The 18,068-nt window shown below is 61.9% G+C and carries 14 protein-coding genes; 5 read left to right on the top strand and 9 right to left on the bottom strand.

The genetic code is table 11. From position 1 onward, the window contains the following. Positions 1–938 precede the first annotated feature (938 nt). A complete protein-coding gene (locus J1G37_RS16240) occupies positions 939–2,582 on the top strand; it encodes an MFS transporter (protein WP_124528793.1) in 1,644 nt (547 codons plus the stop codon). After that, positions 2,579–3,724, top strand: coding sequence for an HlyD family secretion protein (locus J1G37_RS16245; RefSeq protein WP_207043290.1), 1,146 nt, complete (start codon positions 2,579–2,581; stop codon positions 3,722–3,724). Before J1G37_RS16240 ends, J1G37_RS16245 begins: the two co-directional genes overlap by 4 nt. Positions 3,725–3,797: 73 nt before the next feature. Here J1G37_RS16245 and J1G37_RS16250 read toward each other — a convergent pair whose 3' ends face one another. The 6 genes from J1G37_RS16250 to copC all read right to left on the bottom strand — a co-directional run bounded on the left by J1G37_RS16250 (position 3,798) and on the right by copC (position 9,391). Further along, entirely contained in the window at positions 3,798–4,691 is an 894-nt protein-coding gene (locus tag J1G37_RS16250; protein WP_207043291.1) for an aldose 1-epimerase, read from the bottom strand. Between the two features lie 13 nt (positions 4,692–4,704). Further along, the gene (locus J1G37_RS16255) at positions 4,705–5,580 is read right to left on the bottom strand and encodes an SMP-30/gluconolactonase/LRE family protein (protein WP_207043306.1); all 876 of its coding nucleotides are present in this window, start codon (positions 5,578–5,580) and stop codon (positions 4,705–4,707) included. A gap of 3 nt (positions 5,581–5,583) precedes the next feature. Continuing rightward, positions 5,584–6,402 carry an NAD(P)-dependent oxidoreductase gene (locus J1G37_RS16260; RefSeq protein ID WP_207043307.1) on the bottom strand — a complete coding sequence of 273 codons (819 nt, stop codon included), beginning with the start codon at positions 6,400–6,402 and terminating at the stop codon, positions 5,584–5,586. 231 nt (positions 6,403–6,633) lie between these two features. Then, complete coding sequence (locus J1G37_RS16265) at positions 6,634–7,896, bottom strand: OprD family porin (RefSeq protein WP_207043309.1); 1,263 nt, start codon at positions 7,894–7,896, stop codon at positions 6,634–6,636. A 268-nt stretch (positions 7,897–8,164) separates the two neighbouring features. Beyond that, a complete protein-coding gene (gene copD / locus J1G37_RS16270; protein WP_207043311.1) occupies positions 8,165–9,022 on the bottom strand; it encodes a copper homeostasis membrane protein CopD in 858 nt (285 codons plus the stop codon). 3 nt (positions 9,023–9,025) lie between these two features. Continuing rightward, entirely contained in the window at positions 9,026–9,391 is a 366-nt protein-coding gene (gene copC, locus J1G37_RS16275) for a copper homeostasis periplasmic binding protein CopC (protein WP_207043318.1), read from the bottom strand. A 116-nt stretch (positions 9,392–9,507) separates the two neighbouring features. Between copC and J1G37_RS16280 the strand changes: the two genes are divergently transcribed. After that, positions 9,508–10,128, top strand: coding sequence for a TetR/AcrR family transcriptional regulator (locus J1G37_RS16280; RefSeq protein ID WP_017737434.1), 621 nt, complete (start codon positions 9,508–9,510; stop codon positions 10,126–10,128). Positions 10,129–10,250: 122 nt separating this feature from the next. On the opposite strand, the gene preA is transcribed toward J1G37_RS16280, so the two are convergent. The 3 genes from preA to hydA form a co-directional block, all read right to left on the bottom strand. Continuing rightward, positions 10,251–11,525: an NAD-dependent dihydropyrimidine dehydrogenase subunit PreA gene (gene preA, locus J1G37_RS16285; protein ID WP_017737435.1), complete on the bottom strand. Its 1,275-nt coding sequence runs from the start codon at positions 11,523–11,525 to the stop codon at positions 10,251–10,253. Then, a complete protein-coding gene (locus J1G37_RS16290) occupies positions 11,525–12,892 on the bottom strand; it encodes an NAD(P)-dependent oxidoreductase (protein ID WP_207043326.1) in 1,368 nt (455 codons plus the stop codon). Before J1G37_RS16290 ends, preA begins: the two co-directional genes overlap by 1 nt. Before the next feature lie 172 nt (positions 12,893–13,064). Further along, the gene (gene hydA, locus J1G37_RS16295; protein ID WP_207043328.1) at positions 13,065–14,504 is read right to left on the bottom strand and encodes a dihydropyrimidinase; all 1,440 of its coding nucleotides are present in this window, start codon (positions 14,502–14,504) and stop codon (positions 13,065–13,067) included. Positions 14,505–15,096: 592 nt separating this feature from the next. Between hydA and J1G37_RS16300 the strand changes: the two genes are divergently transcribed. After that, positions 15,097–16,578, top strand: coding sequence for an NCS1 family nucleobase:cation symporter-1 (locus J1G37_RS16300; RefSeq protein WP_207043329.1), 1,482 nt, complete (start codon positions 15,097–15,099; stop codon positions 16,576–16,578). A 158-nt stretch (positions 16,579–16,736) separates the two neighbouring features. Continuing rightward, positions 16,737–18,020 (top strand): Zn-dependent hydrolase, encoded by a 1,284-nt coding sequence (locus J1G37_RS16305; RefSeq protein WP_207043330.1) that lies wholly within the window; start codon positions 16,737–16,739, stop codon positions 18,018–18,020. The last annotated feature ends 48 nt before the right edge of the window (positions 18,021–18,068 follow it).

Genomic DNA, 18,068 nt, shown 5'->3' on the forward strand with positions numbered 1-18,068 from the left:
CTGCCATCACTTCCTAAGAACGTTCGACGTGAGCAAGCCTGACTATGGCTCATAATGTGTCAACCATGTCCGCGCACATGTGTCCACCATGTCTCCGGTCCGTACAAAAAGCCCCAAAGTAACCAAAGGGCTCTTGCCCCAACACTCGGTGCCTCGCCTAGGCTCGGCATGCCCTCACTCCGGCTTGAATCCGTGGGCCGCCGCCACGCGCCATCCATGGCGCGGGGCGGCTAACCCGGCGTCCTGCCGGGTTACCCACGAATTCAAGCCTGCGTTCGGCCAGCGTGTTTGACGGGGCAAGTAAGATCAAAAGCCAGAGCGCGGCGGCTTTAGAGCCGACCGGTCTTTGTCCTGTCGTTCACCCTTCAACTGTGGGAACTGGAACCTGTGGGAGCTGGCTTGCCTGCGATGCAGACACCTCGGTACATCAGGCACACCCAGTTGATGCCATCGCAGGCAAGCCAGCTCCCACAGGGGAACGCGCATGCTTTACCGATCAGGTCGGCTGTCAGGCCGCCTCGCTTTGCTTTTGACTTTGATCTGAGGCGCCCCGTTAAACACGCTGGCCGGAATTCGGCATGGATTTGGGGGGTAAACCGGCAGGGATGCCGGTTTAGCCGCCCCGCGCCATGGATGGCGCGGGGCGGCGGCCCCCCAAATCCATGTCGGATTACGGGCACACCGAGCCTAGGCGAGGTGCCGAGTGTTGGGCAAGAGCCCTTTGCTTACTTTGGGGCTTTTCCAAAGTGAGCCGCCGTAAGGGCGGAACCCTAAGTGGCCGTTACCGAAGAAACGGATATGTACCCCGACAAACCACTATCCCAGGCAAGCCCCCACACAAAAGCACACCCAAGATGGCAAGATACCCGCCCCTCAGGTTTACTACGCTCTGAGTAAGGTTTTACCGACATCCCACGTCGGGTCATCTAGGTCATTGAATGAACAACTACACCCCCCGCACCTGGCAGCCCCACGAGCGCCCGAGCCTGCCCGGTTCGCCGTCGACGCCGTTGCACCCCACGCACAAGCGCTGGCTGTTCGCACTGGTGGGTGTGCTGGTAGCAATCACCGGCGGCCTGGGCAACGCGCTGGTGATCGCCAACCTGCAATACCTGCAAGGCGCCCTCGGTGCGACCACCGCCGAAATGGCCTGGCTGCCCGCCGCCTATGTCATGACCAACGTGTGCATGAACCTGCTGCTGGTGAAGTTCCGCCAACAGTTCGGCCTGCGCGCGTTTACCGAAGTGTTCCTGGTGTTGTACGCACTGGTGACCTTCGGCCACTTGTTCGTCAACGACCTCAGCTCGGCCATTGCGGTGCGGGCGGCACACGGCATGGTCGGCGCGGCGCTGAGTTCGCTGGGCTTGTACTACATGATCCAGGCGTTCCCCGCCAAGTGGCGCTTGAAGGCGCTGGTGCTGGGCTTGGGCACGGCGCAGCTGGCCTTGCCGCTGGCGCGGTTGTTCTCCGAGGATTTGCTGCAAATCGCCGAGTGGCGCGGTTTGTACCTGTTTGAGCTGGGCATGGCGCTGATCTGCCTGGGCTGTGTGTTCCTGCTCAAGTTGCCGCCCGGTGACCGTTTCAAGACCTTTGAAAAACTCGACTTCCTCACCTTCGCGATCCTCGCCACCGGCGTTGCCTTGCTGTGTGCGGTGCTGTCCCTGGGGCGGATCGACTGGTGGCTGGAAGCCCCGTGGATCGGCGTGGCCTCGGCCTGTTCCCTGGTGCTGATCATGGCCGGCCTGGCCATCGAACATAACCGTGCCAACCCGATGCTGATGACCCGTTGGCTGGGCAGCGGGGTAATGATCCGGTTGGCGTTGGCGGTGATCCTGATCCGCATGGTGCTGTCCGAGCAGTCCACCGGCGCGGTGGGGTTCATGCAAATGCTCAACATGAGCTACCAGCAGATGCACACGCTGTACGTGGTGATGCTGGCCGGGGCGATTGCCGGGCTTGCGGTCAGCGCGTTGACGATCAACCCGGCGCACTTGTTGATGCCGCTGGTGATCTCCCTGGCGTTGATGGCGACGGGGTCGGTGATGGACAGTTTTTCCAGCAACCTGACCCGCCCGCAGAACCTGTATATCAGCCAGTTCCTGCTAGGCTTCGGCGGGACGTTCTTCCTCGGGCCGACCATGGTGTTGGGCACCAAGAACGTGCTGACCAACCCGCGCAATCTGGTGAGTTTTTCGGTGATGTTCGGTATTTGCCAGAACCTCGGCGGCCTGATGGGCGCGGCGCTGTTGGGCACGTTCCAGATCGTGCGCGAGAAGTTTCATTCGAGCATGATCGTCGAACACCTGAGCCTGCTCGACCCGCGTGTGGCCGCGCGGGTGTCGAGCGGCGGCTCGGCCTATGGCGGGGTGATTGCCGACCCGGAATTGCGCAACCTCATGGGCATCCGCAGCCTTGCAACGGCGGCCACCCGTGAAGCGAACGTAATGGCCTACAACGATGTCTTCATGCTGATCGCGATCATCGCGATACTGACCATGATCTGGATCTTTATCCGCAGTCTGTGGCTGATGAGCACCACGAAAGCAGCCACTCCTGTTCAACCCAGCGGCGCACCTCAATGACCGAACCTTCAACCACCACCACTACCGCCATCGCGGCAACCCCGGAAGGCAGCACACCGCCCGGTGCGGTGCCCACCGAACTGCGACCGTTGCGGGTGCGCATTATCTCGTCCCTGGGCTTTGCCGCCATCGCCGTGGTCGGCGTGCTGATCGTGCTCTATGCCTGGCAATTGCCACCGTTCAGCAGCGCGGTGGAAACCACTGAAAACGCCCTGGTACGCGGGCAGGTGACGATCATCGGGCCGCAGCTCGCCGGTTATGTGTTCGAAGTGCCGGTGCAGGACTTCCAGTACGTGAAGGCCGGCGACCTGCTGGTGCGCCTGGATGACCGCATCTACAAGCAGCGCCTGGACCAGGCACTGGCCCAATTGGCGGTGCAGAAAGCCTCGCTGGCCAATGTGGTGCAGCAGCGCAACAGCGCCGAAGCCACCATTAAGCTGCGCCAGGCGGCGTTGGCGGACAGCGAGGCGCAGGCGCGCAAAAGCACCGCCGATTTGCGCCGCAACGAAGAGCTGATCAGCGACGGTTCGGTGTCCCGGCGCGAGCTGGACGTGACCCGTGCGGCGAATGCGCAGACCATCGCAGCGGTGGCGCAAGCCCAGGCCAGCCTGGAAATCGCGCGGCAGGATTTGCAGACGGTGATTGTCAATCGCGGCTCCCTGGAGGCGGCAGTGGCCAGTGCCGATGCGGCGGTGGAGCTGGCGCGGATCGACCTGTCCAACACGCGCATCACCGCGCCGCGTGACGGCCAGCTGGGGCAGATTGGCGTGCGCCTCGGTGCCTACGTCAACTCTGGCGCGCAGCTGATGGCGCTGGTGCCGCCGCAGTTGTGGGTGATCGCCAATATGAAAGAAACCCAGATGGACAATGTGCAGGTCGGCCAGCCGGTGACCTTCACCGTGGATGCATTGAACCACCGCAAGTTTCACGGCACGGTGCAGCATATTTCGCCGGCCACGGGTTCCGAGTTCAGCCTGTTGCAGGCGGACAATGCCACTGGCAACTTTGTGAAGATCGCCCAGCGCGTGCCGGTGCGGATTACGGTGGACCCCGACCAGGAGCAGAGCGAGCGGTTGAGGCCGGGGTTGTCGGTGGTGGTCAGTATCGATACCGCAGGGCGCCTCAAGAACAGCCCACCCTGACCCTGACACAACAGAGATCAAAACTGTGGGAGCTGGCTTGCCTGCGATAGCTTTCTGTCAGTTGACACATCTGTCACTGATGTACCGCTATCGCAGGCAAGCCAGCTCCCACAGTTGGAAGGTATTTCAGGTTGAACGTCAGGTGTACCGACTGATCATGTTCCAGCAGCTTCAACCCCGGCCTCCCCGGCAGGTGATGCGCATTCACCGGATGACTCACCGGCTCGATGCAAAAGAACCCCAACCCCGGCGGGCAATACAGCAGGAAATAATCCGCACCGCTGGCCTGGCATTCCAGGGCATAACCCAACTCCGGTTGCTCGATCCGGCAATGCCCATCCCACTGGCAAAATCCATTGTCCACCAGGCCGTCAGGCAAGGCCTTGAGCAGCTGGAAATCCCACTCCGCCGGCAGCGGCGCCAGCCCGGTAGGCAGTTTGGCAGCATCGCTCAGCCACACCTGTGAAGCCTTGGCCTGCAACCGTGTACCCGGTTGGCGCGGCAGATACGGGTGCAACCCCAAGCCATGCCAGGCGGCTTTTTCGGCCAGATGCGTGACCGTCAACGCGATGCTCAACTCACCGTTCACCAGCCGAAACCGTTGCTCGGCACGATAGGCAAACGGCGTATCGCAGATCACCTCCAGCACCACTTCATCCACCGACTGGCTGACCACTTGCCACGCCTGCTGCCAGGCCGAGCCATGAATCGGCAACGGGTCGGTCAGGCTGTTGGCCGACAGGGCCTGCCAGCCGTCGGGGTTGTCGAAACCTCCCTCGGCAATCCTGTTGGACCAAGGCGCCAGCGGATAACACCCCAGCTTGCCTGGGAGGCCTGTGTTCACCGCGTGTTCATCGCTATGGCGCAGCAACGGTTGGCCGCTGGCGATGACCTGCCAGTTGACGATGCTGCCGCCAATGGCGGGGGCCAGGGTGAGGCGGGTGAGGGCGTCTTGGAGTTCGATCATCAGGGCTATCCCGTCAGAGAGTGAAAATCGGCTCGGCCAAACCCTGCACACCAGGATCAAGGGCAAACACGCCGCCGGACAGCGACTGTTCACTCTGGTCATCGCGGATCGAGGTGACGAACAAGGTGTCCAGCCGGCTGCCACCAAACGCGCACATGGTGGGTTTTTTCACCGGCACGCTGAGGGAGCGATCAAGACGCCCGTCAGGGGTGAAGCGGTGGATCAGCCCGGCGTCGTTGGCGCAGATCCAGTAGCAACCGTCGGCGTCCACCGCAGCGCCATCGGGGCGGCCGGGGTGTGGGTGCATGTCCACGAACACGCGGCGGTTGGATGGCGTGCCGGTGTCGATGTCGTAGTCGAACGCCCAGATCTGCTGCACCAGCGGGTGTGAATCCGAGGCGTACATTGTGCGCCCATCGGGGCTGAAGGCCAGGCCGTTGAGGGTGATGAAACCGTCCAGCGCGGCATGGGGCGCCTGGCCCGCCGCGTAGCGGTAGAGGATGCCCTCGGCGGCATTCAAGCCCATGTTCAGCACCATGCTGCCGGCCCAGAAGCGGCCCTGGCGATCACAGCGGCCATCGTTCAGGCGCATGTCGGTGCGTGGGTGCTCGACTTTGGCCAGGCGCGTGGTGTCGAGGCTGCCATCGCTGTGCGCAGTGAGTTGGAAGAAGCCGCTTTCCATTCCTGCGACCCAGTTGCCTGTGGTGGCGCGAGCAATGCAGGCGAGCATCTCCGGGGCTTTCCAGGCGGCGACGTGGCCGCTGGCGGCGCTCCAGCGTTGCAGGCCGCCGTTGGGGATGTCCACCCAATACAGCGCGTTTTCCTCCGGCACCCACACCGGGCATTCGCCTACGGCGTTGCGCGCATCGACAATCAGTTCTGCGCTCATGGCTCAGTCCCCGAACGGCCCGGCGGCGCAGAACGCACCGCCCTGGTAGACCTTGGCCGGGTCATCGGCGGCCACCGGGGGCTGGGTTTCGACCTGGGCGCGGAACACTTCGGAATTGTCCTTGGGCGCGTAGCCCAGGTGCGCGGCGTAGCGGTTGTCCCACCAGGTGTCGAGGTTGTCCGACATACCGTAGACCACGGTGTGGCCGACGTCTGGCGTGTACAGCGCACGTTCCAGCAGCTGGGTCAGGTCGTCGAAGCTCAGCCAGGTGTGCATCATCCGGCGGTTCTGCGGCTCGGGGAACGAGGAGCCGATGCGGATGCTCACGGTCTGGATGCCGTAGCGATCGAAGTAGAAGCTGGCCATGTCTTCGCCATAGGACTTGGACAGGCCGTAGTAACTGTCTGGGCGACGCGGCGAGTGGGCGTCAAGGATTTCGCCTTGCTTGTGGAAGCCGATCACATGGTTGGAGCTGGCGAAGATCACGCGCTTGACGCCATGGCGGCGCGCGGCTTCGTAGATGTGGAATATGCCGCTGATATTGGCGCCGAGCACTTCCTCGAAGGAGCGCTCGACCGAGACGCCGCCGAAGTGCAGGATCGCGTCGACGCCTTCTACCAGGTGGTGCACGGCCTGTTTGTCGGCGAGGTCGCAGGGTTGCACTTCTTCGCTGTCATCGGTGGCCGGGGCCATCTCGGCGATGTCCGACAGGCGCAGTACGTGGGCGTAAGGGCGCAGGCGTTCACGCAGGACTTTGCCGAGGCCGCCAGCGGCACCGGTGAGCAACAGGCGGTTGAAGGGAACGGCAGGGGTGGTGGTCATGGGCGGGTCCATTGTTGTTGTAGGTTGTCGTATGACTTTGACGAAGTATCGGTATTGACTCCCAGGGTTGTCAACGCTCGCCTGGACGAACGAGGTCTACTGTGGGAGCTGGCTTGCCTGCGATAGCGGTGTATCAGTTGACACCTTTTTGTCTGATAGACCGCTATCGCGGGCAAGCCCGCTCCCACAGGGGCACCGTGGTGTTTATCAGGGAGCGGTAGACTTGAGGCCCTACAACAGTGAAATCGGGTAACTGATGAAAATCCGGTTCTCATCGAACTCATTGTTACTGAAATCCCGGCGCATGGTCGAGTTGCGCCACTTCACGTTCAAGTTCTTCAGCGCACCACTTTGCACGGTGTAAGCCAGCTCCGATTCACGCCCCCATTCCTTGCCGTCGGTGATCGCCCCGGTGTGCACGTTACTGCCGCTGATATAGCGGTTCATCATCGTCAGCCCCGGCACGCCCAGCACCACGAAGTTGAAGTCATGGCGCAGCTGCCAGGATTTTTCCCGGGCGTTGTCATAGCTGGCGTTATAGCTGTCGTTGGCCAGGGTGCCGCCGCTGGTGCCGTTGACCTTCATCCACACACTGTTGCCGGTGAGTTTCTGCAGGCCCACGTAGAAGGTGTTGCCGCCGTAGCGCGCCGAGAGCAGGGCGAAGGTGGTCTTGTTGTCGAGGTCGCCGGCCAGGGCGCTGCCATCTTCCTTGCCGTTGAAAAAACCGAGGTTGGCGCCCAGGGTCCAGTCGCCCACGGGTTGGCTGTGGGTGAGGTTGAGGTATTGCTGCTGGTAGATGTCGGTGAGTTCGGCGTACCACAGGCCGACCTGGGTGCGTTTGTCGTTGAATGTGTATTCGCCGCCGCCGAAGTTGAAACGGTCCGAGGTGAACGCGGCTTTGCCGTTCATGAACATGTCTTCCATGCTCGCGTCGTTGCGTGGGCTGTTGCCACGGAACTGGCCGCCGTAGAGGGTCAGGCCGGCGATTTCGTTGGAGGTGACCTGCCCGCCACGGAAGGTCTGGGGCAGGGAGCGACCGTCGTCGGAGCGCAGGATCGGCAACACGGGCATCCATTCGCCCACCTTCAGTTCGGTCTTCGACAATCGGGTCTTCAGCGCCACCCCCAGGCGCCCGAAGTTGTCGGCCGGGCGGCCGTCGCTATGGATCGGCAGCAACTGGGTGCCGCCGGTGCCTTTGCCGCCGTCGAGCTTCTGCGAGTAAAGGCCCAGCACATCAATCCCGAAGCCCACGGTGCCCTGGGTGAAGCCGGACTTGGCGTCGAGAATGAAGTTCTGCGTCCACTCCTCGGCCTTGGCTTGCGGATTGGTCGGGTTGGTGAAGTTGCGGTTGAAGTAGGCGTTGCGCAGGTTGAGCGTGGCCTTGGCATCGTCAAGAAAACCGTCGGCTTGGGCGCAGAGGGGTAGGGCGGCGCTCAGGCTGCCGAGACCGATAAGGCCCAGGCGTGCGCAGGAATGGCGGGCGAATTGACTCACAGTGGGGCTCCCTTTCTTTTGTTGTTTTTATTATTTGTCGTACGTCGTCGTACAACATTAAGGGCGATATTTGCGAGGATTTCGGGGCTTGTCAACAATAAGTTATACGATGACTATGGTTTTCACCGGCAGACAGTGGGCACGGTTTAAATGTGGGAGCGGGCTTGCTCGCGAAGGCGGTAGACCAGTCGATAAATCTTGTGACTGATACACCGCATTCGCGAGCAAGCCCGCTCCCACATTTTTGATCGATGTTCGACTTGAGGGCTTAGTTCGCCATGACCATCGGCGGCAAGGTCCCCAGCAGGGAGACCGCAGCAACCGCCGCAATCCCCAGCAGCCACTCCAGCAGCACACTGGCCTTCAAACTGGCGCGGCGTTCGTCACAGCGCTCGATCCGCAACCGGTTCAACAGCGCCAGGGCCAGCATGCCCAGCACCAGCATGACCTTGACCAGCAGAATCAAGGCAAAGCCGCTGAACAAGGGCGTCGGCCACAGTTGCCCGGTCAGCACGCGCACGTTGATCAACCCGGTCACCAACAGCCCTGCAACCAGGGCATAGCCCACCCCGCTGAACCGCCGCAGGATTGCCTCCAGCCCATAGCCCTGGGGTTGGCGCAGGATCAACACCAGCACCAACAACCCACCGAGCCACGCGCCGACGCACATCAGGTGCACCACCTGGTTGAGGATCAGCAAGCGCCCGCTGAGCCCATCGAGCATGGCGCCGTGGCCCACCGGCGCCAGGGTCGCCAGCAGCAGCGCGAGCAACGGCAGGCGCAACGCCGGCCAGGGCTTGGCCAGCGCAATCACCAGCAGCAGGTTGAGCAGCAGGTGCCAGGTCCACACCTGGCCAAAAAAGGTCTTGCCCAGCACCAGTTGCACGGTGGCCGGTTGCAGCGCCGCGTCCCAACTGCCGGCCATGCTGGCGGTGATCAGCAGCAACCAGGTCACACCCGACAACAGGCCGACCCAGGCCAGTACCCGGGTGATGCGCAGCAGTGGCCGGTCGAGCGCCGGCTGTGGCCCGGCGCCGAGTAGCAGGGGCCTGAACACGCAAGCCCCGAACATCAGCAGCACGACGATGAAATGCACAAAGCGGCACAGCACCAGCAGGGTTGCCATGGGTTATTGGCCGACCTTGAAGCTGTATTCGCCGTTGCTCTTGTGGGTGTCGACCGACACGGCGTTCCACACCACCTTGTAGTTGCCGGCGGCCAGGGGCGCGGCCGGCGTGACGACCAGGGTTTTCTTGTCGGCGTCTGGGGTTTCCAGGCCTTTGATGGCGATTTCCGTGCCGTCCTTGCTCAGGGAGACTTTGGTGAATGTCGCTTCTACGCCTTCGCTGAAAGTCAGGCGCAGGTCGGCCGGCGCGGCGACGGTGCTGTCGGCGGCGGGCGTGGCACTTTTCAGGTGGGCGTGGGCAAAGGCTGCCGAAGCGCCCAGCAGCGAGGCGAGCAGGGCGACGGTGGTCAGGGTCTTTTTGATCAACATTGTGCAATACCAATCAATGGGGAGAAGGGGGCAGTGTACGAAGTTTCAGTATGGCCTGTCGCCGCGATCTAGAGCCGGTGGTAGTCTCTAATCCATGTTGTTGTCGGGGAGCCCTTATGGGCAATCACAAGAGTGGCATTCGTCGGGTCAACGTCGAAAAAATCCTGCTGGCGGCGGAAAAGGTCTTCGCCGAGAAGGGCTATGGCAGCACCGCCATGGCCGACATCGCCGAAGAAGTGCAACTGCCGCGCTCCAACCTGCATTACTACTTCACCACTAAGAGCGAGCTGTACAGCGCGGTGCTGTTCGACCTGCTGGACCTGTGGAAGCAGGACGCCCTGAGCTTTGAAACCTTCGATGATCCGCGCGTGGTGCTCAGCAGCTACATCCGCGCCAAGATGCAGCGCTCGCGCACGCGGCCGTATGGCTCCAAGGTCTGGGCCAATGAAATCATCCACGGCGCGCCGACCCTCGGTGAAGCGTTGGATGCGAGCCTGTACGACTGGGCCAAGATGAAGGAAGCGAAGATTCGCCAGTGGGTGGAAGACAAACGCATCCTGCCGGTGGAGCCGTCGAGCCTGCTGTATATGATCTGGGCGTCGACCCAGCACTATGCCGACTTTGATCATCAGGTGAAGATTTTGAATGACCACCAGCCGTTGTCGGATAGGCAGTTTGAGAAGGCGATCCAGACGGTGACGGGGGTGATTTTGCGGGGGATTGGGTTGGAGCCCTGAGTCTTGTGGTGATGCTGATGGCCTCATCGCAGGCAAGCCAGCTCCCACAGTTGACCGCGTTTCGTCTGAAGGAATGCAGTCGAATGTGGGAGCTGGCTTGCCTGCGATAGCGATCTAAAAGCCTACACAGCCTCCCGATACGGATTGCGCGGATCCTGCGTCCAATTCAAAAACGGCTTGCCCGTATCCACCGCCACCATCTCGATACAGTCCGCCACCGGGCAGGTGATCTGGCACAGGTTGCAGCCCACGCACTCCTCATCGATCACCTCGTAGTGGTGCGTGCCATCCGCCAGTTTCACGTTGGAGATGGCCTGGTGCGACGTATCCTCACAGGCAATATGGCAACGCCCACACCCAATGCACGCCGCCTGGTCGATCTTCGCGATCACCTGATAGTTGATGTCCAGGTACTTCCAGTCCGTGGTATTGCCCACCGCCCGCCCGGAGAATTCCTGCAAGCTCTTGTAGCCTTGGCTGTCCATCCAGCGCGACAGCCCGTCCTTCATCTCATCGACAATGCGAAACCCGTGCAGCATCGCCGCCGTGCACACCTGCACCGCGCCGCAGCCGAGGGCGATGAACTCTGCCGCATCGCGCCAGTTGCCAATGCCGCCGATGCCGCAGATCGGCAGGCCTTGGGTCTGTGGGTCGCGGGCAATCTCGGCGACCATGTTCAGCGCGATCGGCTTGACCGCCGAGCCGCAGTAACCGCCGTGGGTGCTCTGGGTGCCGACCATCGGCAGGGCGACCATGCGTTCCAGGTCGACGCTGGTGATGGAATTGATGGTGTTGATCAGCGACACCGCATCCGCACCGCCGCGATACGCCGCCCGCGCGGCCACGCGGATGTCGGTGATGTTCGGCGTGAGCTTGACGATCACCGGCAGCGAGCAGTACGTCTTGCACCAGCGTGTCACCTGTTCCACATATTCCGGCACCTGGCCCACCGCCGCGCCCATGCCGCGTTCGGGCATGCCGTGGGGGCAGCCGAAGTTCAGCTCGATGCCGTCGCAGCCGGTGGCTTCCACCAGCGGCAGGATATTTTTCCAGGATTCTTCCACGCACGGCACCATCAGCGAGACGATCAGCGCGCGGTCGGGCCAGTCCTTTTTCACCTGGGTGATTTCCCGCAGGTTGATCTCCAGGGAACGGTCGGTGATCAACTCGATATTGTTGATGCCCAGCACTTCACGGTTGGCACCGTAGTGCGCCGAGTAGCGCGAGGACACGTTGACCGCCGCCGGGTCTTCACCGAGGGTTTTCCACACCACGCCGCCCCAGCCGGCTTCGAAGGCGCGGACCACGTTGTAGGCCTTGTCGGTGGGTGGCGCGGAGGCCAGCCAGAACGGGTTGGGGGCTTTGATACCGGCAAATACAATCGAGAGATCGGCCATTACGCAGCCTCCACAGTCAGCGTGAGTTGGGCGTGCATGGCTTCGGCCGCCAGCTTGCCGTGTTGCACCGCCTGCACGGTGAGGTCCTGGCCGAGGCTGACGCAATCGCCACCCGCATACACGCCAGGAATGCTGGTGCGCAGGTGCTCATCGACGAAAATCCGCTCGCCGATGCGGTGCAGTTGCTGGGCCAGTGGGTCGTGCAAGGCCTCGCTGTCAAAGCCTTGGCCGATGGCCTTGAAGATCGCATCGGCGGCCAGTTCGAAGGTCTCGCCGGTGGGGTGCAGACGGCCGTTTTCCATGTGCGTGCGCAGGAAGCGCATGCCGCGCACGTGGCCCTGGTCATCCAGCAGGATTTCTTCGGGTTGGGCCCAGGTCAGCAGGCGGACCTGGTTGGCCTTGGCGATGTCCTGTTCATGTCGGGTGGCGCCCATGTCCGCCACGCCACGGCGGTACACGAGGTTGACATCGCGGGCGCCGAGGCGGGCCATCTGCACGGCCATGTCGATGGCGGTGTTGCCGGCGCCGAGCACGATGCAGCGGTCGGCCAGGGGCAGTTGGGTGAGGTCGTCGGTTTGGCGCAATTCGCGGATGTAGTCGGTGGCGGCGAGCAGGCCGGGGGCGTCTTCATGGGGCAGGCCGAGCTGTTTGCTCGCGGCCAGGCCGAGGCCAAGGAACACCGCGTCGAATTGCTGGTGCAGTTCGCTGAGGGTGAGGTTATCGCCCAGGCGCTGGCCGTGGCGGATCTCGATGCCGCCGATCTGCAGGAGGAAATCCAGTTCCTTCTGCGCGAAATCATCCACCAGCTTGTACTTGGCGATCCCGTATTCATTCAGGCCGCCGGCTTTTTCCCGCGCTTCGAACACCACCACGTCATGGCCGTGCAGGGCGCTGCGATGGGCGCAGGCCAAACCGGCCGGCCCGGCGCCGACCACGGCAATGCGTTTGCCGGTGGCGTCGGCGCGGTGGAACGGGTGCTCGCTGAAGTGCGCATTATCCACGGCATACCGTTGCAGCAGGCCGATCAGCACCGGCGCGCATTCTTCGGCGTTGTTGCGCACGCAGGCTTGCTGGCAGAGAATCTCGGTGGGGCAGACGCGTGCGCAGCTGCCGCCGAGGATGTTGGCCGAGAGGATCTTCTGCGCGGCGCCTTGCACGTTGTCGGTGTGGATATTGCGGATGAAGGACGGGATGTCGATCTCGCTGGGGCAGGCGTTGACGCACGGCGCGTCGTAGCAATACAGGCAGCGTGAGGCCTCCAGTTGGGCCTGGCGGGCGTTGAGGGGTGGGGCCAGGTCGGTGAAGTGGCTGGCGAGGGTCGGTCCATCCTCAGCGGGATGGGGGAGGTGGGTCAGGGTCTGGATCACGGTGGTGGCCTCACGGTTATTGAGGTGCTGCCTCTGATGGGCATTGGTTTTTGTGTTGCCTGTACTGGCCTCATCGCAGGCAAGCCAGCTCCCACATTTGAAATGTGTTCACACATTTCTATTTGTGAATGCAGTTCAAATGTGGGAGCGGGCTTGCCCGCGATTGGCGGTCTCAGCGTTTCACAGCCGTGGGCCTGGAATGCTCAGCCCGCTTGCTCAACTGCTCAAACACCGGCGGATACGCCGGCCGCTGCACATAGCGCCCGGCACCGCGTTCGGCGCGCAGGTCGCCATCGGCCCAGACCAGCTTGCCCTGGCTCACGGTGTGGCTTGGCACACCGCGTACGGTCTTGCCTTCGAAGATATTGAAGTCGACATTCTGATGGTGGGTCTTGGCGGAAATCGTCCGCGTCCCCTCGGGGTCCCACAGCACCAGGTCGGCATCGGCGCCCACGCGGATCGCGCCTTTGCGTGGGTAGAGGTTGAAGATCTTCGCGGTGTTGGTGGAGGTCAGCGCGACGAACTCCTGCATCGACAAACGCCCGGTGTTGACGCCTTCGTCCCACAGCAGCGCCATGCGGTCTTCGATGCCGGCGGTGCCGTTGGGGATCTTGCTGAAGTCGTCTCGGCCGGCGGCTTTCTGCTCGGCGCAGAAGCAGCAGTGGTCGGTGGCGGTGGTGTGCAGGTTGCCCGATTGCAGGCCGTGCCACAGCGCCTCCTGATGCCCGCGTGGGCGGAACGGCGGGCTCATCACGTAGCCCGCGGCGGTCTGCCAGTCGGGGTGGCGATAGACGCTGTCGTCCAGCAGCAGGTGGCCGGCAAGGACTTCGCCATACACCGGCTGGCCCTTGCTGCGGGCGTAGGTGATTTCGTCCAGCGCCTCCTTGGTCGAGACGTGTACCAGATACAGCGGTGTGCCGATGGTTTCGGCGATGCGAATCGCCCGGCTCGCTGCTTCGCCTTCGACCTGGGACGGCCGGGACAGCGGGTGTGCTTCCGGTCCGGTGATGCCCTGGGCCATGAGCTTGCGTTGCAGGTGGTACACCAGCTCGCCGTTTTCCGCGTGCACGGTGGGCACCGCGCCCAGTTCCAGGCAGCGCTCGAAGCTGGCGACCAGGGTGTCGTCGGCCGCCATGATCGCGTTCTTGTAGGCCATGAAATGCTTGAAGCTGTTGATGCCGTGGTGGCTGACCAGCTCGGCCATTTCCTCGCGCACCTGCTCGCTCCACCAGGTGATCGCCACGTGGAAGCCGTAGTCGGCGGCGGATTTTTCCGCCCAACCGCGCCACTGGTGAAAAGCTTCCAGCAAGGACTGCTGCGGGTTGGGAATGACAAAGTCGATGATCGACGTGGTGCCCCCCGCCAAGCCGGCCGCCGTACCACTGAAAAAGTCTTCACTGGCTACGGTGCCCATGAAGGGCAGTTGCATATGGGTGTGGGGATCGATGCCGCCCGGCATCAGGTATTGGCCGCTGCCGTCGAGTAGTTCAGTGCCGGCGGGAATCTCCAGGTCCGTGCCAATGGCGCGGATTAGACCGCCTGCGCATAAAACATCGGCGCGGTAACTTTCATCATGGGTAATAACGGCAGCGCCACGGATCAACAGCGACATGTCGAGTTCCTCACAGGCTTGACCGGCTTGTGCCAGTTCTAAGTGTTGTAATGCTGCTTGCCGATGGGTGGGTTAATTCCTGTCATCGGTGACAGGAATAGAAACTAGCCCGAGTTTTTCGATTGGGCAAGCAGATTTTTTATAAGCTTATATTGTTATTAACCTGTTGATTATTAACGATTAAAAATACAAATCACCAAAATGAAGCGTGCATTCACTGTTTTGACGCACTTGACAGGTTCTTAAATTGAGCAACATTTCTTATTGCAAATCAGGCGCTTGAGATATGCCGCTTGACGGCGATGGGAAATAAAAATAATTGTGTTGCACCAGATTGAGTCCTGACAGTTCGGGCAACTTCCACTGGGTTTAGCCTGAGCCCCGTGAGCAGTACCGTAGGATCAATCGGAAAGCTGATTAACATCAGCCAGTTATATATGCGGTAGGGGTGTGGCAACGGTTGTCGGCACGATTATTGAGTGCAGTGGCGGCTGGCCGGACCCGTGATGTCATGTTGTTTACGAGGTACTCCGGCCATCCAGCGCCAAGCGTTGGATGAGCAACAATAATTCGAAAAAACCGTGGAGCGGCCATGCAACAGAACAGATCGCAAGTCATTGAGCGCAACGGCCTGTACGAACTCGACGCCGGCCCCGACGTCCTCGACAGCCCGCGCTACAACCACGACATGGCACCGACCAAGGTGCATGAACGAACCTGGAACAAGTGGCACATCACCGCGCTGTGGGTCGGCATGTCGATCTGCGTGCCCACCTATACGCTGGGTGGGGTGCTCACCGCGTACTTCGGCTTGTCGGTGGGCGAGGCGCTGATGGCCATTCTGCTGGCCAATATCGTGGTGTTGATTCCGCTGACCCTTAACGCGTTTCCCGGGACCAAGTACGGCATTCCGTTTCCGGTGCTGTTGCGTTCTTCGTTCGGCATTCTCGGCTCCAACGTGCCGTGCCTGATTCGTGCGCTGGTGGCGTGCGGCTGGTTTGGTATCCAGACGATGTTTGGCGGGTTGGCGATTCACTTGTTCCTGGGCTCGATTTTCGAGGGCTGGAAGTCCCTTGGCGGCACCGGTGAAGTGATCGGTTTCATGATTTTCTGGTGCCTGAATTTGTGGGTGGTGCTGCGTGGCGCCGAGTCGATCAAGCGCCTGGAAACCCTGTCGGCGCCGCTGCTGGTGGCGGTGGGGATTGGCCTGCTGGTGTGGGCGATGCCGAACGTGTCCCTCAGCGAGTTGATGGCGATCCCGCCAAAGCGCCCGGAGGGGGCGAGCCTCACCGGTTACTTCATGGCTGGCCTGACCGCGATGGTGGGGTTCTGGGCCACCTTGTCGCTGAATATTCCCGACTTCAGCCGCTACGCAAAAAGCCAGAAGGACCAGATCCTCGGGCAGATTTTCGGCTTGCCGCTGACCATGTTCCTGTTCGCTGCGCTGGGCGTGATCATGACGGCCGCGTCGGTGAAACTGGTGGGGGTGAGCGTGTCCGACCCGGTGACCTTGATCGGGCATATCCAGAGCCCGGTGTGGGTAGCCATTGCGATGCTGTTGATCATCATCGCCACCTTGTCCACCAACACGGCGGCGAACATTGTCTCGCCGACCAACGACTTCCAGAACATCGCGCCAAAGCTGATCAACCGCACCACGGCGGTGATCCTCACCGGGTTGGTGGGGCTGGTGTTGATGGGGCATGAGCTGCTGAAAAAGCTCGGTTTGATCGTTTCCGATGTGAGCCTGGAGACCGTCTATTCCAACTGGCTGCTCGGCTATTCAAGCCTGCTGGGGCCGATTGCCGGGATCATGGTGGTGGACTATTTCATCACCCGCAAACAACAGCTGGACCTGGCCGGGTTGTATCGCGATGACGTGTACCCGGCGTGGAACTGGAGCGGGTTCATTGCCTTTGGCGTGCCGGTGGTGCTGACGTTGCTGTCCCTGGGCAGTGATGCGTTCAGCTGGTTCTACAGCTATGGCTGGTTTACCGGTTCGGCGTTGGGTGGCTTGCTGTATTACGGCTTGAATGCCAAGCGCGGAGTCAGCCCGGTCGCGGTTAAAAGTTGAAATGCAATCCAAATGTGGGAGCGGGCTTGCTCGCGAATGCGGTGTATCAGAAACAGATGTGCTGACTGACACACCGCCTTCGCGAGCAAGCCCGCTCCCACATTTTTGACCGAGTTCCGTCAGTTGAAACCATAAAAATGTAGCCTGAGGAGATCCCCATGAACGCTGCCCTCGACGTTCTGCAATCCACCCATCAGCACATCAATCGCGACCGTTTGTGGCAGTCCCTGATGGACCTCGCCCGGCTCGGCGCCACACCCAAGGGCGGCGTGTGCCGCCTGGCCCTCACCGACCTCGATCGCCAGGCTCGCGACCTGTTCGTGCAGTGGTGCGAAGCCGCCGGTTGCACCGTGACCATCGACGGCATCGGCAACATCTTCGCCCGCCGCCCCGGGCGCAACCCCGACCTGCCACCGGTGATGACCGGCAGCCATATCGACACCCAACCCACGGGCGGAAAATTTGACGGCTGCTTTGGCGTGCTCGCCGGCGTGGAAGTGCTGCGCACCCTCAACGACCTCAAGCTGGAAACCGAGGCGCCGCTGGAAGTGGTGGTGTGGACCAACGAAGAGGGCTCGCGCTTTCCACCGTGCATGATGGGGTCGGGGGTGTTTGCCGACAAATTCAGCCTGGCGGATACCCTGGGCAAGGTCGATGCCGATGGCGTCTCGGTAGGCGATGCGTTGAACGCGATTGGCTACGCCGGTACACGGGCGGAGAGCGGGCACAAGGTCGGCGCGTATTTCGAAGCGCATATCGAACAGGGGCCGATTCTTGAGGATGAGAAAAAGACCATCGGCGTGGTCTTGGGCGCGCTGGGCCAGAAGTGGTTCGACCTGAAACTGCGCGGCGTCGAAGCCCATGCGGGGCCTACGCCGATGCACCTGCGCAAGGATGCCCTGGTGGGCGCAGCGGCGGTGGTGGCAGCGGTGAATGCGGCGGCGCTGGGGCATCAGCCCCATGCGTGTGGCACGGTGGGCTGCCTGCAAGCCTATCCAGGCTCGCGCAATGTGATTCCTGGCGAAGTGCGCATGACCCTGGATTTTCGTCATCTTGAGCCGGCGCGCTTGGATTCGATGATTGCCCAGGTGCGCAAGGTGATCGATGAGACCTGCGCCAAGCATGGCTTGAGCTTTGAAATGGTGCCGACGGCGGACTTCCCGCCGCTGTATTTCGACAAAGGTTGCGTGGACGCCGTACGCGATGCGGCCAATGGCTTGGGCCTGTCGAACATGGACATCGTCAGCGGGGCAGGGCACGACGCGATCTTTGTCGCCGAGCTGGGCCCGGCAGGGATGATTTTTGTGCCGTGTGAGGGAGGGATTAGCCATAACGAAATCGAGAATGCCGCGCCGGATGACCTGGCGGCCGGGTGTGCGGTGTTGCTGAGGGCGATGGTTGCGGCGTCAGCAGCCATCGCTAACGGCAAACTAGCCGCCTGAAATATGGCAAAAATGTGGGAGAGAACTTGCCCCGACAAGGTCAGATTG

The sequence above is a fragment of the Pseudomonas sp. Marseille-Q1929 genome (assembly GCF_017316265.1).
Classification (GTDB): Bacteria; Pseudomonadota; Gammaproteobacteria; order Pseudomonadales; family Pseudomonadaceae; genus Aquipseudomonas.

Excerpts from the sequence above, each read along its gene's own strand:
- J1G37_RS16240 (WP_124528793.1), top strand. The coding sequence starts at position 939 with ATGAACAACTACACCCCCCGCACCTGGCAGCCCCACGAGCGCCCGAGC.
- J1G37_RS16245 (WP_207043290.1), top strand. The coding sequence starts at position 2,579 with ATGACCGAACCTTCAACCACCACCACTACCGCCATCGCGGCAACCCCG.
- J1G37_RS16250 (WP_207043291.1), bottom strand. The coding sequence starts at position 4,691 with ATGATCGAACTCCAAGACGCCCTCACCCGCCTCACCCTGGCCCCCGCC.
- J1G37_RS16255 (WP_207043306.1), bottom strand. The coding sequence starts at position 5,580 with ATGAGCGCAGAACTGATTGTCGATGCGCGCAACGCCGTAGGCGAATGC.
- J1G37_RS16260 (WP_207043307.1), bottom strand. The coding sequence starts at position 6,402 with ATGACCACCACCCCTGCCGTTCCCTTCAACCGCCTGTTGCTCACCGGT.
- copD (WP_207043311.1), bottom strand. The coding sequence starts at position 9,022 with ATGGCAACCCTGCTGGTGCTGTGCCGCTTTGTGCATTTCATCGTCGTG.
- copC (WP_207043318.1), bottom strand. The coding sequence starts at position 9,391 with ATGTTGATCAAAAAGACCCTGACCACCGTCGCCCTGCTCGCCTCGCTG.
- J1G37_RS16280 (WP_017737434.1), top strand. The coding sequence starts at position 9,508 with ATGGGCAATCACAAGAGTGGCATTCGTCGGGTCAACGTCGAAAAAATC.
- preA (WP_017737435.1), bottom strand. The coding sequence starts at position 11,525 with ATGGCCGATCTCTCGATTGTATTTGCCGGTATCAAAGCCCCCAACCCG.
- hydA (WP_207043328.1), bottom strand. The coding sequence starts at position 14,504 with ATGTCGCTGTTGATCCGTGGCGCTGCCGTTATTACCCATGATGAAAGT.
- J1G37_RS16300 (WP_207043329.1), top strand. The coding sequence starts at position 15,097 with ATGCAACAGAACAGATCGCAAGTCATTGAGCGCAACGGCCTGTACGAA.
- J1G37_RS16305 (WP_207043330.1), top strand. The coding sequence starts at position 16,737 with ATGAACGCTGCCCTCGACGTTCTGCAATCCACCCATCAGCACATCAAT.